The organism is Pseudodesulfovibrio hydrargyri (genome assembly GCF_001874525.1).
In the GTDB taxonomy this organism is placed as follows: Bacteria; Desulfobacterota; Desulfovibrionia; order Desulfovibrionales; family Desulfovibrionaceae; genus Pseudodesulfovibrio; species Pseudodesulfovibrio hydrargyri.
Window position 1 is genome coordinate 1,016,271 of the sequence record NZ_LKAQ01000004.1, and the last position, 13,301, is coordinate 1,029,571.

Annotated in this window: 16 protein-coding genes; 6 read left to right on the forward strand and 10 right to left on the reverse strand. The window is 64.6% G+C overall.

What is annotated here, in order from left to right; genetic code table 11:
- Window positions 1-204: 204 nt before the first annotated feature.
- Both BerOc1_RS19090 and BerOc1_RS19095 read right to left on the reverse strand, forming a co-directional pair.
- Window positions 205-381, reverse strand: a complete 177-nt coding sequence (locus tag BerOc1_RS19090; protein ID WP_165610803.1) for a hypothetical protein — start codon at window positions 379-381, stop codon at window positions 205-207.
- A 126-nt stretch (window positions 382-507) separates the two neighbouring features.
- Window positions 508-666: a hypothetical protein gene (locus tag BerOc1_RS19095; RefSeq protein ID WP_165610804.1), complete on the reverse strand. Its 159-nt coding sequence runs from the start codon at window positions 664-666 to the stop codon at window positions 508-510.
- A gap of 133 nt (window positions 667-799) precedes the next feature.
- Here BerOc1_RS19095 and BerOc1_RS09110 point away from each other — a divergent pair, with 133 nt between their 5' ends.
- Both BerOc1_RS09110 and BerOc1_RS09115 read left to right on the forward strand, forming a co-directional pair.
- Window positions 800-1,681 (forward strand): LysR family transcriptional regulator, encoded by an 882-nt coding sequence (locus BerOc1_RS09110; protein WP_071545399.1) that lies wholly within the window; start codon window positions 800-802, stop codon window positions 1,679-1,681.
- The gene (locus BerOc1_RS09115) at window positions 1,681-2,571 is read left to right on the forward strand and encodes a LysR family transcriptional regulator (protein ID WP_071545400.1); all 891 of its coding nucleotides are present in this window, start codon (window positions 1,681-1,683) and stop codon (window positions 2,569-2,571) included. Before BerOc1_RS09110 ends, BerOc1_RS09115 begins: the two co-directional genes overlap by 1 nt.
- 3 nt (window positions 2,572-2,574) lie before the next feature.
- On the opposite strand, the gene BerOc1_RS09120 is transcribed toward BerOc1_RS09115, so the two are convergent.
- On the reverse strand, window positions 2,575-3,456 hold the full coding sequence (locus tag BerOc1_RS09120; RefSeq protein ID WP_071545401.1) for a LysR family transcriptional regulator: 882 nt from the start codon (window positions 3,454-3,456) through the stop codon (window positions 2,575-2,577).
- Between the two features lie 181 nt (window positions 3,457-3,637).
- Here BerOc1_RS09120 and BerOc1_RS19100 point away from each other — a divergent pair, with 181 nt between their 5' ends.
- Window positions 3,638-3,793: a hypothetical protein gene (locus BerOc1_RS19100; RefSeq protein ID WP_165610805.1), complete on the forward strand. Its 156-nt coding sequence runs from the start codon at window positions 3,638-3,640 to the stop codon at window positions 3,791-3,793.
- A 461-nt stretch (window positions 3,794-4,254) separates the two neighbouring features.
- Here BerOc1_RS19100 and BerOc1_RS09125 read toward each other — a convergent pair whose 3' ends face one another.
- Window positions 4,255-5,139, reverse strand: a complete 885-nt coding sequence (locus BerOc1_RS09125; RefSeq protein ID WP_071545402.1) for a DMT family transporter — start codon at window positions 5,137-5,139, stop codon at window positions 4,255-4,257.
- A 107-nt stretch (window positions 5,140-5,246) separates the two neighbouring features.
- On the opposite strand from BerOc1_RS09125, the gene BerOc1_RS09130 reads away from it, so the two are divergent.
- Entirely contained in the window at window positions 5,247-5,834 is a 588-nt protein-coding gene (locus tag BerOc1_RS09130) for a TetR/AcrR family transcriptional regulator (protein ID WP_071545403.1), read from the forward strand.
- A 127-nt stretch (window positions 5,835-5,961) separates the two neighbouring features.
- On the opposite strand, the gene BerOc1_RS09135 is transcribed toward BerOc1_RS09130, so the two are convergent.
- From BerOc1_RS09135 to BerOc1_RS09150, 4 genes are all read right to left on the reverse strand, one after another.
- Window positions 5,962-6,837, reverse strand: a complete 876-nt coding sequence (locus BerOc1_RS09135) for a cell division protein FtsX (protein WP_071545404.1) — start codon at window positions 6,835-6,837, stop codon at window positions 5,962-5,964.
- Window positions 6,834-7,571, reverse strand: a complete 738-nt coding sequence (gene ftsE / locus BerOc1_RS09140; protein WP_071547065.1) for a cell division ATP-binding protein FtsE — start codon at window positions 7,569-7,571, stop codon at window positions 6,834-6,836. The genes BerOc1_RS09135 and ftsE overlap by 4 nt, the downstream gene beginning before the upstream one ends.
- Before the next feature lie 110 nt (window positions 7,572-7,681).
- Complete coding sequence (locus tag BerOc1_RS09145; protein ID WP_071545405.1) at window positions 7,682-8,182, reverse strand: rubrerythrin family protein; 501 nt, start codon at window positions 8,180-8,182, stop codon at window positions 7,682-7,684.
- A gap of 172 nt (window positions 8,183-8,354) precedes the next feature.
- Entirely contained in the window at window positions 8,355-9,125 is a 771-nt protein-coding gene (locus tag BerOc1_RS09150; RefSeq protein ID WP_071545406.1) for an aminotransferase class IV, read from the reverse strand.
- A gap of 206 nt (window positions 9,126-9,331) precedes the next feature.
- Here BerOc1_RS09150 and BerOc1_RS09155 point away from each other — a divergent pair, with 206 nt between their 5' ends.
- Entirely contained in the window at window positions 9,332-10,108 is a 777-nt protein-coding gene (locus tag BerOc1_RS09155; RefSeq protein WP_071545407.1) for a transporter substrate-binding domain-containing protein, read from the forward strand.
- Window positions 10,109-10,178: 70 nt separating this feature from the next.
- Here the strand turns inward: BerOc1_RS09155 and BerOc1_RS09160 are convergent, their stop codons facing one another.
- A complete protein-coding gene (locus BerOc1_RS09160) occupies window positions 10,179-11,216 on the reverse strand; it encodes a MerR family transcriptional regulator (protein ID WP_071545408.1) in 1,038 nt (345 codons plus the stop codon).
- A 352-nt stretch (window positions 11,217-11,568) separates the two neighbouring features.
- The gene (locus BerOc1_RS09165) at window positions 11,569-12,135 is read right to left on the reverse strand and encodes a hypothetical protein (protein WP_071545409.1); all 567 of its coding nucleotides are present in this window, start codon (window positions 12,133-12,135) and stop codon (window positions 11,569-11,571) included.
- A 159-nt stretch (window positions 12,136-12,294) separates the two neighbouring features.
- Between BerOc1_RS09165 and BerOc1_RS09170 the strand changes: the two genes are divergently transcribed.
- A complete protein-coding gene (locus tag BerOc1_RS09170; RefSeq protein WP_071545410.1) occupies window positions 12,295-13,275 on the forward strand; it encodes a sensor histidine kinase in 981 nt (326 codons plus the stop codon).
- Window positions 13,276-13,301 lie beyond the last annotated feature (26 nt).

The following is a 13,301-nucleotide window of genomic DNA, read 5'->3' on the forward strand; positions in this document are numbered from 1 at the left end:
GACGCATTATCGATCTACCACCATCCGCGCAGCGGCACCAAAAAGTTTAGGAAGGAAGAGGGGATGGGGGGCCGGGGGCGCCAAAAAAAGCCCGGGCCGGGCAGCGAGTTTCCGTGGCTTGCTGCCCGGCCCGAGCCGGAGAGGGACCTTTGAGAGGTCTGGATGTAGCGGGCCCGACCCGATCGGGCCCGCGAAAATTGGGGGTTAGACGAGCTGGCTGACGCCTATGCTGAGGACCATGGACACGCCGGTCCAGAACAGGAGCTTGACCAGGCCGAGCGGGCCGTTGGCGGCGCGGCACAGTTCGTTGCTCCACGGTGCGCCCGTGGAATCCTCGGGCTGAAACAGGTAAACAAGCGCGTTCATGCTGGACTTCTTCATTTTCCCGACCTCCTTGAGTGATCCATTGAACGGGAACCAACCTCAGCCTCCTCGTATGCGCATATGGGCAACACGGTCCAATAACGATGCGTGACGGGAGGTATAACGTTTTTTTATGGCACGGACTCAGAACGCGTGGCCCAGGAGCAGGCCGAAAAACACGGCGATACAGGCCCAGAGCAGGGTTTTGCCGATTCGCAGATGGTTGGGCACGGTCCGGCGGCAGGCATCGAGGGAACTGTCCTCAGGCTGGAAAAAATAACGCCAATCCTGGATATCAGACACGAATCGCCTCCATTTTTTGATGATGAAGAATATTCTTGGCCTGAAATGGGGTGATTGGTCCAATTGCAAAGCCCGACACCGGATATAAGGAATTGCGATTGCCCCTCGGGTCCGGTGCGGGTATGAATGGTCCATGGAACTCTATCAGTTGAGAACGTTCGTGGCCGTGGCCGAAGAGGGCAGCATCACCGGAGCGGGCAAGCGCATCCATGCGACCCAACCCGCCGTCAGCGCGCACATCAAGGCGCTGGAGGATGAATTGGGCGTGCGGTTGTTCGACCGGGTGCCGCGCGGTGTGGAGCTGACTCAGGCCGGGGCCGAGCTGGTGCAGGACGCCATCGAGGTCTTGTCGGCGGCCCAGAGCCTGCAGGCCCGGGCGGTGACCCTGGGCGGCGAGGTGGCCGGCCAGGTCGGGCTGGGGCTGTGCTCCGACCCGCAGTTTCTGAAGGTCTCGCCGCTGCTCAGCCTGCTCAGCGAGCGGTTCCCCAAGCTGAGCATGTCGCTGATCCAGGCGTCTTCCGGACTGATCCTGAACGACATCCGGTCCAGGGAACTGGACGCGGGCTTCGTGTTTTTCGGCGTGCCGTACCGAGATTTGGAGGCCATCAAGCTGGCCGAGCCCGAGTACGCCATCATGGGCGCCGCCCAGTGGAAGCCGCTGCTGGACAAGGGCGATTCCGAGACCCTGTCCGGGTTCACCTGGGTCATGCCGCCGAGCCACTGCCCATTCCGGGGCTTGGCGCTCGAGATCCTGAAACGGCACGACATCTCGCCGGAGCGGACCATCGGTTCGGATTCCGAGGAGGTCATCCGGCCGTTGATTGTGGATGGCAAGACCCTGGCCCTGGTGCGCGAGGACGAGGGCGCGGAACTCATGGAGGCCGGACTGGCCGTGGAGTGCACGCCCGTGGGCAGACATCCCGTGGAACTCAATTTCGTCTATCGCAAGGGTGACGAACAGAATCCGTCCATCGTCGCGCTCATCGAGATCGTACGCCGGACGTGGGGAGTGTGATGGAACTCTATCAGCTCAAGACTTTCGTGGCCGTGGCCGAGGAGGGCAACCTGACCAAGGCGGCCGAACGCATTTTCGCCAGCCAGCCTGCGGTGAGCGGACACATCAAGGCGCTGGAGGAGGAGTTGGGACTGCCTTTGTTCGTGCGCACTCCACGCGGCATGCAACTGACCGAAGTGGGCAAGGGGCTGAAGCTCAAGGCGGATTCCGTGCTTCTGGCCGCCGAAGATATGTCCAACCTGGCCGCCGGATACCGCGAGGAGCTGACCGGCTCCCTGACCATCGCCCTGAACACGGACACCGGTTTTCTGCGCGTGGCCGAGCTGTCCGCAGCCATGGCCGACGCCCATCCCAAACTGCGGCTCAAGTTCCTGCAGGGCAATTCCGGGGCCATCCTCAAGGACGTGCGGGACCGGCGCATCGACGCGGGCTTTTCCTTTTTCGACAACCGCTACGCCGAGGTCGCGTCCATCCACCTGAAGGAGATCCCGGTGCGCGTGGTGGCTCCGGCGGCCTGGTCGGCCCGCGTGCAGGGATTGCCCCTGGACGGGCTGGCGGCCCTGCCTTGGGTCCGGCCGGATGTGGAGTGCCCGTTCATGAAGGTCCTGGAAGGGGTCTTCGAAGGGTCGGGCATTAGCATCTCCAACTACATTGAGGCGGACTCCGAGTGCGTCATCCGCGAGCTGGTGGGCGCGGGCAAGGGCGTGTCCCTGCTCAAGCAGAGCGACGCGGACGAGATGGTCCGGGAGGGCGTGGCCGTGATCTGCGAGACCGGCCCCATGCTCTCCCTGAACATCAGTTTCGTGTATCCCAAGAGCCGGGAGAACGACCCGATCATCCGGGCCCTGACCGAGGTGGTCCGGGGGTTGTGGCCCGAGGCCGACTGCTGAGTCCTAGCGCACTTCCCAGCACCGTTTGACGTGTTCGATGACCGCGCGCATGACCGGGTCCTCGTCGTGCCGCTTGAGGTAGACGAAGTTGGCCTGGATGGACAGTTCGTCAAAGGACAGGGAGTGCACGGGCTGGCCGATGCGGTTGGCCGCCAGGACCTCGTTTCTCCGTAGGAACGAAATCCCCTTGCCCGCGGCCACGAGCACGCGGATGACCTCGTCGCCGTCCACCTCCAGCTGGTTCGAGGGCTTGATCCCGTGGGACTTGAAGAACGGCTCGATGAGTTGCTGCAACGGGTTGTCCGACGGGTCCATGATCCACGGCAGGTCGGACAGGCCTGCAAGCCCCTGATCCATACGGTCCTTCCAGATATCCGGCACGGCCACGAAGAAGCGTGTCTTTTCCAGGGGGATGGCGCAGATCTCCGGGAACCTCGGCTCGCCGAAGATGAACCCGCAGTCGAGCAGGCCGTCACGGATGGCCCCCTGCACCGAGGTGGAGGCGCGCTGCTGGATCTGCAGCACGATCCTGGGGTGGTCCTCGCCCAGTGAGGTCAGCAGGGGCACGATGCGCAGATACTCGGCGTCCGTGTTCAACCCCAGCGACAGGTCGCCCACCAGTTCGTCGCCCATGCTCCGTGCCTCCAGCCGCAGTTCGCGGGCCGCCTTGAGCACGTTCTCGGCCCGGTGCTTGAGCCGTTCCCCGGCCTCGGTCAAGCGCATGCCCTTGGGCGTGCGGATGAACAGCTTGGTCTCCAGCTCCTCCTCCAGGGCCTTGATGTGTGCGCTGACCGAAGGCTGGCTGGTGTGCAGCCGCACCGAAGCGCGGGTCAGATGGCCTTCCTCGGCCACCACCACGAATGTCTTGAGTTGGTACAGTTCCATACGCGATCAGCCTCCTTGATGTCCGTCATAACCATATCCGATTAAGATCGGAAATGACATCGGAAAATCCGAATGACTGCATCAAACAAAACAATTGGATTGATTTCGACAAGATCCGTAGATGTGCAGATATGGAAAACCGCCCGGATGGTGGCGACAGACAAGGAGCAGGATTATGAGCATGGACAACGATACCCGACTGGCCATGATGCATATGCGCAACGAGGCGCTCCGCAACGGCAACAACCGCCCCCGCCGCAACAACAGCCGCCACGTGCGCCAGGCCGCTTCGGCCGTGGCATCCTTCACGCTGCTGCTGTTCACCCGGGGCTTTTAATTTTACAGGGAGCCCTGCGCTCCCCGCGCACAATGCGGGTTGGAGGCGCTCTTGTCCGGAGGATTCTCATCCTTTCCTCCCCGGACAAGAGCACCTCTTTTTTTGGGGGAATGGCGGCTTCCGAGAGCGGGCCATCCGCACATTCTTCGGCGGCAAGCCAATCCTCACGTAGACGGCTACACTGCGGTTGCCTTGCCGCCGAAAAATGCACAGCTGACCCACTCTCGAAAGCCTCGTGACAGTGCGGCGCGAGAGCCGCTGTCGGGTGCTGGGCACCCGATTCGCTCCATGGTGGGGAGATATTTGGGCCTTCGACTTATTTTGAGTCGGAGGCCTTTTTTGCGCTATTCGCCCCGCCGGAGGCGGCGCCAGGAAGTTTAGGAGGGGAGAGTGGGGGGCCGGGGGAAGGGGAGAGGGGAAGCCCTTTCCAAAGGGTTCCCCTCTCCCCTTCCCCCGGTTCTTCATGGCCGTCTGGCGGTGGCGGCGATGTAGGCGGCGATGGCGGCGAGGATGAGGCCGCCGCCGGCCAGGGTGGCAGCCGGGGGTTGTTCGCGGAAGAGGAGGAAGACCCAGATGGGGGCGAGGACCGGGCTGATGAGGGCGTAGGTGGCCATTTCCGCGGCCGGGATGTAGCGCGAGGAGACCGCGTTGAGGACGCGGCCCGCCGGGGCGGAGAGCAACCCCATGCAGGCCATGACCAGCCAGGTGCGGGCCGGAATGGCCGTGACATCGGTCAGGAAGAACATGATCACGGCCAGGAACAGGCCGCCGAAGCCCACGACGAGCATCCGGCTCATGGCCCTGAAGTGCCGCCACATGACTCCGTTCAGGGCCAGGCAGATCACGCCCGCCAGGGCCAGCCCGTCGCCGTGCACATTGCCCGAGCGCAGGGAGCCGGACACGACCACGGCCATGCCGCAGACCACGCCGCCGATGGCCAGCCAGAGCTTGCCCGAGGTCCGCTCCCGGAGGATCAGCCAGGCCGCCGCCGCGGTCAGTACGGGCCTGCCGCTGAGGATCATCATGGTGTTGGCCACGCTGGTGTGCTTGATGCTGAGCACGAACATGGAGGCGCTGCCCAGCATGATCAGGCCGGAAACGACCGCGGGCCAGCCGCTTTCGCGGACCGTGCCGACCAGGCCGCGCGCGTCGGTCGCCTGGATCAGCGTGCCCATGGACAGGGCGGAGAACAGGCCGAACAGGAACGCGGTCTCATACCCGCCCACGCCCGACAGCCGGACGAAGATCGGGTCGAAACTGAGCAGAATCCCGCCCAGGATCGCGGCCATGGTCCCCTTGGCCCGGGCCTCTTCCGGAATGAATGCCTTCAATTGCGCTATGGTCATATGGGCTCCTTTAAAATCATACTTATGAGTATGATTTAAGAGCGCCGGACCGCCTTGTCAAGGATATTCATACCGAGTAGTATGTTTTTAAGCCAAGGAGGCGGGTGATGACGAAGATGGAAGCGAAGCGGGAGCGGAACAGGTCCGCGATATTGCGGGCCGCCCGGGAGGTCTTCCGGTCCGAGGGATACGTGGGGGCGGGCATGGACGAGATCGCGCGGCGGGCAGGGATGACCAAGCAGACGGTGTACCGGTATTTCGACTCCAAGGAGGCGCTGTTCCAGGCGTCGCTGGAGGTCGGGCGGGAGGAGGGCGGAAACGGGTTTCTGGACGCCTTGGCCATTGAGGACACGCGGGAGGCCCTGACCCGCTTTGCCGAGGGGTTTCTCAAGGTCCACATGGTCGAGGAGCATCTGGCTTCCGTCCGCCTGCTGTTGTCCGAGGGGCCGACCGCGCCGGAGATGACCCGGGCCTATTACGCGGTGGGCCCGAAGCGGACCGAGGCGCGGCTGGCCGGATTCCTGGCCGAGCGGCTCGGCCTGGACGACCCGGAGTACGGCGTCCGCCTCCTGCTGGGCGGCCTGCTCTCCCTGCGCATGCACGTCCTGGTCGGCCTGATTCCGCCCCCGACTCCGGCCGAACTCGCGGCCCATGCCCGCCGCATCGTCTCGGTCTTCCTGCAAGGCAAATCATGATCGAATCCCAAAACGCCCCGCCGAAGGCGGCCCAAAAAGTTTAGGAAGGGAGAGGGGATGGGGGGCCGGGGGAAGGGGAGAGGGAAACCCTTTCCTCAAAGGGTTTCCCTCTCCCTTCCCCGGTCTTCTACTTGATGGCCACCCAGCTGGAGAGGATGGAGACCAGGGTGACCGCGCCGGACAGGGCGAGGATCTGGCTTGGGGGCAGGAACTGCAACTGGATGAGGAAGGGCGGAAAGTTCAGGGCGTCGGCGATGGCCGAGTGGGTGGCGGCGAGCAGTCCGACGCCCAGACCCGCGCCGAGGATGCCCTGGACCAGGCCGCCGATGAGCAGGGGCCAGCGGATGTAGGCCGGGCTGGCGCCCACCAGGGAGAGGATTTCGACCTCGTCCATGCGCGTGAGCAGGGAGAGCTTGATGGTGTTGTGGACCACCAGGGAGACGACCAGGGCCAGGAAGCCGAGGACGGGCCAGACGACCATGTGGGTCAGGGTCCGCCAGCCCTGGGCCAGATCGGCCTGGAACGGGGTGTAGTTGACCTTGTCCACGCCGGGCATGGACTTGAGCCGGGTGAGCAGGTCGGCGGCCCAGCCCTCGCTCTGCGCCTCGGGCGGCACGGCGAAGGCGGCCAGGCCGGAATAGGGCAGGGGGTTGTTCTCGGCCAGCCAGGCGAAGTCGCCGGTTTCGCCCAGGGCCGTGGCCAACTCGGTCAGGGCGGTCCTGGGAGTGAAGGTCTTGAAGGAGTCCAGGTGGTCCATGGCGCGGACGGACTGCCAGTCCTTTTCCACCTGGGCGTCGCCGGCCCCGGCCTTCCAGTATATCTGGAATTCGACCTTGCCCCGGGACTTGAGCAGCTCCTGGTTGACGTTGTGCATGCCGAGCAGGATCAGGCCGGTGAGCAGGGTGACCATGCCCACGGCCAGGAGGGTGAGCAGCTGGGCGAACGGATGCAGGCGCAGGTCGGCCACGCCGCGCAGGGTCAGGCGGATGAACGGTCCGATCACAGCCCCACCTCGCCGAATTCAGTCTCGTCGTCCAGGGGGCCGTCTTCGGCCTCTTCGTCAAGCTCACCGGATGAGCCGCCGTTTTCCGCGATGCGCCCGTCCTGCAGGTGCAGGATGCGCGCGCCCGGCACGCATTCCAGGACCTCGGTGGAGTGGGTGGCCATGATGACCGAGGTGCCGTAGGTGTGGAACTGCTTGAATATCTCCATGAGGTGCAGGGTCAGGTCCACGTCCAGGTTGCCGGTGGGCTCGTCGGCCAGGATGAGTTCGGGATTGGCGACCATGGACCGGCAGATGGCCACGCGCTGCTGCTCGCCGCCGGACAGCCGCTCGCACAGGGAGTAGCTCTTGGTCTCCAGGCCGAGCGCCCGGATGATCGCCCGCACGCGGCGCTCCAGGTGGGTTCGCGGCATGCCCCGCACCTCCAGCGCCATGGCCACGTTGTCGAAGACCGTGCGCTCGGGCAGGATCTTGAAGTCCTGGAAGACCACGCCGACCTTGCGGCGCAGCCGGGGGATGTCGCGCTTTTTCAGGTTGTTGAGCTGGAATCCGGCGACCGAGGCACGGCCCCGGTCGACGGGCAGGGCGCCGTAGAGCAGGCGCAGGAGCGTGGTCTTGCCCGCGCCCGAGTGGCCCGTGAGAAAAAGGAACTCTCCCTTTCCCAGGGTGAAGGAAATGTCCTTGAGGGCCCAGTAGGACCCGAAGTTGTAGGACAGTCGTTCCACGTTGACCATCATGACGGGTTATGTACCTGTCTCCATGCCGTTTGTACAGGAGCGGAAATGAAAGGCCGCCCCGTTCCGGCGGGAACGGGGCGGCGCAATGGGATCGAGTCGGCGAAAGGCTAGGCTTCGACTTTCTTGTAGGCCTTGGGAGCGGCCCCGCAGATGGGACACTTGTCGTGAGGCTCGCCGTCCATGGTGTGGCCGCAGACGGAGCAGATGTAGAATTCGGCGTCGGCAAAGACGTCTTCGTCACCCTCGAGGGCGGCGGTGTACAGTTCGGCGTGGACCTTCTCGGCCTCGTTGGCGAATCCGAAATAGCGCAGGATGGCGTTCTCACCCTCGGCCTCGGCGTCCTTCATCATGTCCGGGTACATGGACTTGAATTCGTAGGTCTCGCCCTCGATGGCGTCCTTGAGGTTCTCCTCGGTGGTGCCGATGCCCTTCATCAGGCGCAGGTGGGCGTGGGCGTGGATGGTCTCGGCGGCCGCGGCGGCGCGGAACACCTTGGCGACGCCGGGTTTGCCCTCGGCGTCGGCCTTTTCGGCGTAGGCGAGGTACTTGCGGTTGGCCTGGGACTCACCGGCGAAAGCGGCTTTCAGATTCTCCATGGTCTTGGTCATTGGTCTTCTCCTGTATGTTGGTATTTCTCGGCTCGCGGGCCGATTGTGTGCCGTGAACAAACTAGTAATGATTCCTATTTAAAAATGCAAGCAAAAAATGAAATGAATGCACAGGGCGGTGAAAACTGCCTGGTCCAGTTCAATATGTAATAGGGCAAAAAGGGTGTGATGGCTACCCGGAAGCGCCGAGCACCAGGGGGGAGACCCTGTCGCAGGCCGTGTCGTCGGGCACGAAGGCGGTCTCGCCCACGGCCACCACCGGGCGCATGCCGATCAGGGAATTGAGCAGGTAGGCGTGCCTGAACGAGGGCAGCTCGTCCAAAGGTACCCGCACGGGCAGGATGTCCAGGACGGTCGAGGCCAGGTCCAGGGCGATGGACGGCAGCCGGTAGGGCGAGTCCACGCACACGAACTGGCCGTGCTTTTCGAAGACCAGGGCTCCGGTGGTTCCCTCCAGGATGTTGTCGTCCAGGTCGAACAGGGCCGCGTCGTCGAATCCCCGGGCCGAGGCCTGGCGCCGGGCCAGGTAGGAGAACATGCCGTTGGTGGTCTTGTGTCCGCTTAAGGCCGAGACGTGCCGGTCCTCGCACAGGCACAGCCGGAACGCCTTGTACGGTTTGGGCTCGACCGGCTCGGCCAGGACCACGGGCGAGGCGACCCCGTCCTCCACCGGATACACGATGTCCACCCGGGCCGGACGTCCCTCCAGGCCGTTGCGGTTCAGGACCTGGGCCGCAACCTGGGAGAAATCCACCGTGGTGTAGGCCAGTCCGTAGGCGCGCAGCCCGTGCAGCAGGCGGTCCAGGTGGCGGCCCAGATGGCACAGCTCGCGGCCGTTGTAGTAGATGGTCTCGAACAGCCCGGCCCCGTAGCGGAACGAGCCTCCGGCCGGGTCCAGCCGGACGCCTTCCAGGCTGTAGCCGCCGTCCTTGTAATGGATCACGATTCCCCCCGAATCCGAACAGTTTCGCAGACCACGAATACACATCCGTCCCCGCGAAGTCCAATGCCCCATGCCGCGCCCGGTTCCTTTTGCCAGTCCGTCCCGGTTGATGTAGAAGGCCGTATGCGTCGCTGTTCGCCTCCGATACGGGGGAGCGGCGATTTGACATATGATCCGTATTTCATCCAATTGAGGAGAGTTTTCCCATGTCCAAAACGTATTGCGCTTTGCTGGTGTGTTGCATGCTTTTTCTGACCGTTTCCGAGTCCCGGGCCCGCGGCTTCGACGAGATCGTGGCCAGCGGTACGCTCAAGGTGGGCACCACCGGTGACTACAAGCCGTTTTCCTTTGACAACAACGGCACGTACGAGGGCTTCGACATCGCCGTGGCCCGGAGCTTCGCCGACCGGCTGGGACTGAAGCTCGAACTGGTCAAGACCACCTGGAAGACGCTGATGGCCGACCTCAAAGCCGACAGGTACGACATCGGCATGAGCGGCATCACCCGGACCATCGCCCGCCAGAAGGAAGCCCGATTCTCCCAGGGGTACGTCATGTTCGGCAAGACCATCCTGGTCAACAAGGACAACGCGGCCCGGTTCGGCTCCTTGGCCGACGTGGACCAGAAGGGCGTGAAGATCGGCGTGAACCCGGGCGGGACCAACGAGAAGTTCGTCAAGGCCAACATCAAGAACGCGGAAGTGGTCGTGTTCGAGTCCAACCTGGCCATTCCCCCGGCCGTGGCCGACAAGAAGGTGGACGTGATGATCACCGACAGCGTGGAGGCCCTGTACTACGCGGCCACCGATGCCAAGCTGGCCGCCCCGCTGGCCGATGAGCCGTTCACCCGCGCCGAGCTGGGCTACCTCATGCCCGCCTCGGCCGAGCGGCTGCAGGACACGGTCGACTTCATGATGGACCAGATGATCCTCAAGGGCGAGATGGCCGAGCTCAAGACCCAATACCTGCACATGGCCGAATAACTTCGAACAAGACGAATGAAAAAGGCCCCTGCGAGAGCGGGGGCCTTTTTCGTTCCAGGGCGGGCGATCTCTATGCCTTGTCCTTCACCTGGCGGAAGAATTCCTGGAGAAACTGGGGCGAGGTGGGCGAGCCGTTGATGTCGAGCCGCTCGAGCAGGACCACGAGGTTGCCGCGCGGAGTGGTGGTGGAGACGAAGTGCAGGGCGTGGGTGTCGCCGTCGGGCCCGGCCATGATGAAGACCCAGGCGTCGCCCTCCCGGGCCCAGCGGGCGGCGATCTCGTCGGCCCCGTCGATCAGGATGGACACGAATCCGGCCAGGGGCAGCCTGCCGGGCACGCCGAGAAACTCGCCCTGGTCGTTGCGGATGACGATGGGCGTGTTCAGGAAGTCGTCAGAGGGCCGCTCCGGTGCCGGTGCCGCGTCCCGCTCCAGGGAGTAGGAGGCCACCTCGCCTTCCGGGCCGCGCACGTTGACGATGCGGCGCGCCCGCACGCGCGGTTCGGGTCTGGGCTCGGGGGTTGTCCGGGGTTCCGGCCGGGGGTCGGTTTCGTGTTCGGGCTCGGGCCGGGGTCCCGGTTCGGGCGCGGGCTCTTTTTCGGCGGCTGCGGCGGGGCGGTCCAGTAACCGGGCGAACAGGGCCTTGTTTCCGGCCTCGACTTCAAGCAGTTTTTCCAGGGCGGATTCGATCTTGCGCAGCCGCTGCTCGGCCTTGGCCTGGGCCGTGGCCAGACCGGCCATGCCCTGCATCATCTGCCCGGCGGTGGTGAAGAATTTTTCGAGGTACTCCGCCGAGACCCCGGCCGGTGCGGCCACGGGCTGATCGGGCGCACCGGCGGGCGGAGCCGAGGGCGCGCGGCGCTGCCGGGCGGACGGCTCTTCCTTGAAGTGTTCCTTTAAGACCTTGTGGGTCTCGTTCACGGACAGTCCCTGGGCGAAGCAGTCCCGGATCTTGAGACAGACTTCGCCCGCCTCGGGCCTGAAGCGGATGGGCTTGCCCCGGGTCAGCACCGGGATGAAGCCCGGGAACTTGCGGCGGTAGCTCTTGATGGTCGTTTCGGAGACGCCGCACAGGCCGGCCAAATCCTTATGTGTATAGGTATCTGCCATGATAGCTGTTCATCCTCGGGGTTTTTGAAGGGGTGTTCCGGGTGGCCAGGGCGAGCCGCTGCGGCCTGTTGCGGAACCGGTTGTCCCAGATGCAGGAAACCGCACGGGGGCGTGCGTTTCGGGTAAGGGGGAGCGTGTTCGAAGAGCCAATCCCGACAACCACTTTCCGGGGTACGGAGCCAAACGCGAGTCGAATCACCTGTCCTCCCTGTGTGATAATCGTCACCAATCGTCACCCCTGTAAAACAAGGAAAATCAAGGAACGGAACTTACCGGTCTCTTATCTAGAAAAGCTCTAGACGTCAAGAAGGGAAGGCGATTTTCAGGGCTGTTCGCGGGGCGCGTACCAGGACTACTTGGTTCCGAAGGCGATGTTGGCCACGTCGCTCTTGGGCACCTGGGTCAGGACCTTGTTGTAGCGGTCGTCCAGGACGTAGAAGGCGTACTTGCCCGGCTCGCCGTCCCCCAGGTAGAGGTTGGCGTCCTCGAAGGCCCACTCCTTGCCCTGGCGGTTGGTGATGGTAAAGGTGTGCGGATCCTTGAAGACGATGGACGGCCAGTTCATCAGGTCGCGGAAGCGGGTCAGGCTGACGACCGTGGAGGAGCGGCCGTTGAGCTTTCCGTAGACGTAGATCCAGTAGTCGTCGCCCTGCTTCTGCAAGGCCTCGATCTTGAGGGTGGTGCCGTCCCTCAGCTGGACCTGGCCCACCGGGCCGTCCGGGATATCTTCCTGGATGGTGTGCGTGGATGCGGGGCGTTTTGCGGCCTCGTCCTCGGCGTCGGTGGCGGCGGGCGCCTCAGCGGTCGCGGCGGCCTCGTCCGCGACGGGCTGTTGCGCGGCCTCGTCCTTAGCGGAGCAGGCGGCCAGGGACGCGGCCAGCGCCAGGGCGAGCGTCAGGGAAAGCAGTAGGGTACGCATGTGTCCTCCATGGGTGTCTTTGCGGCTTGGTTCTATCAGGGAACGGACCGGGAATCCAGGGTTGTATGCGCACCGGTCCGGCCCGGCCGGGAGCGAATGGCGGGTTTCGGGATTATTCCCATCTGTCGCTTTGTCTCGCCTTGTGCTATACAGGATGGCATGTTCGAGAAAAGGCATCTTCGGGAACTGGGCGTCTATGTGGCGGTGCTCGTGCTGGGCACCTGGCTGCTCATTCGCCTGGACGCCTACGAGGCGTTTCACGAGTGGAGCCGGACGCAGGAGAGCTGGGAGCTGGACGAACTGGCCCTGGCCCTGCCCGCCGTCCTGGTCTGCCTGGTGCTCTTTTCCCTCAATCGGGTCCGGGAGCTGCGCGCCCGCGCCCGGCTGCTGGAGGAGTCCCGCCGCGAACTGGCCGAGGCCCACGAGGACCTGCACACCCTGAACCGCTCCAGGGAGGCCTTTCTGACCACCGCCTGCCACGAACTGAAGAGCCCGCTTATCGGCATCGTCAACGCCTTCGAACTGCTGCAGCTGACCGATGACGAGACCGACCGGAGGGAGTTGGTCGAACTGGCCGGGCTGGCGGCCCGGAAACTGGGACTGCTGGTGGACAGCGTGCTCCAGTTTTCCCGACAGGAATCCCTGGCCCCGGCCCTGACCGTGTTCTCTCCGGCCGAACTGCTCGCCTCGGTCCGGGACGTGTCCCAGCTCCAGGCGCGCAGTCGGGGGCTCGTCCTTCGGGCTGAACTGGACGAGGGCACGCCGCCCCGGGTGCGCGGCAGCGAGAGCGTCCTGCGGCTGGTGGGCCTGAACCTGGTGGGCAACGCCGTGCGCTACACGGACGCGGGCGGGGTCGAGGTGAAGCTGGGCTGGGAGGACGGCCCGGACCGGCGGCTGGTCCTGACCGTGACGGATACGGGCAGGGGCATCCGCGCCGAGGACCTCAAGCACATTTTCGAACCGTATGTCAGGGCCCAGGGCGGCAACGACGGCCTGGGACTCGGCCTGTCCATCGTCAAGCGCTCGGTTGAGCGCTGCGACGGGACCATCTCGGTGGACAGCGAACCGGGCAGGGGCTCGCGGTTCACGGTCAGTGTTCCGGCCGAGGCGGTGCCCGAGGACGGGGACCCCGAAACGTGATCCCGCTTCCCGCGCCCGTCATGCCG

Bases quoted from the DNA above. Each gene is read 5' to 3' on its own strand.
- BerOc1_RS09155 (WP_071545407.1), top strand. From the start codon at position 9,332: ATGTCCAAAACGTATTGCGCTTTGCTGGTGTGTTGCATGCTTTTTCTG.
- BerOc1_RS09165 (WP_071545409.1), bottom strand. From the start codon at position 12,135: ATGCGTACCCTACTGCTTTCCCTGACGCTCGCCCTGGCGCTGGCCGCG.
- BerOc1_RS09145 (WP_071545405.1), bottom strand. From the start codon at position 8,182: ATGACCAAGACCATGGAGAATCTGAAAGCCGCTTTCGCCGGTGAGTCC.
- BerOc1_RS09130 (WP_071545403.1), top strand. From the start codon at position 5,247: ATGACGAAGATGGAAGCGAAGCGGGAGCGGAACAGGTCCGCGATATTG.
- BerOc1_RS19100 (WP_165610805.1), top strand. From the start codon at position 3,638: ATGGACAACGATACCCGACTGGCCATGATGCATATGCGCAACGAGGCG.
- BerOc1_RS09120 (WP_071545401.1), bottom strand. From the start codon at position 3,456: ATGGAACTGTACCAACTCAAGACATTCGTGGTGGTGGCCGAGGAAGGC.
- BerOc1_RS19090 (WP_165610803.1), bottom strand. From the start codon at position 381: ATGAAGAAGTCCAGCATGAACGCGCTTGTTTACCTGTTTCAGCCCGAG.
- BerOc1_RS09115 (WP_071545400.1), top strand. From the start codon at position 1,681: ATGGAACTCTATCAGCTCAAGACTTTCGTGGCCGTGGCCGAGGAGGGC.
- BerOc1_RS09125 (WP_071545402.1), bottom strand. From the start codon at position 5,139: ATGACCATAGCGCAATTGAAGGCATTCATTCCGGAAGAGGCCCGGGCC.
- BerOc1_RS09110 (WP_071545399.1), top strand. From the start codon at position 800: ATGGAACTCTATCAGTTGAGAACGTTCGTGGCCGTGGCCGAAGAGGGC.
- BerOc1_RS09170 (WP_071545410.1), top strand. From the start codon at position 12,295: ATGTTCGAGAAAAGGCATCTTCGGGAACTGGGCGTCTATGTGGCGGTG.
- BerOc1_RS09160 (WP_071545408.1), bottom strand. From the start codon at position 11,216: ATGGCAGATACCTATACACATAAGGATTTGGCCGGCCTGTGCGGCGTC.
- ftsE (WP_071547065.1), bottom strand. From the start codon at position 7,571: ATGGTCAACGTGGAACGACTGTCCTACAACTTCGGGTCCTACTGGGCC.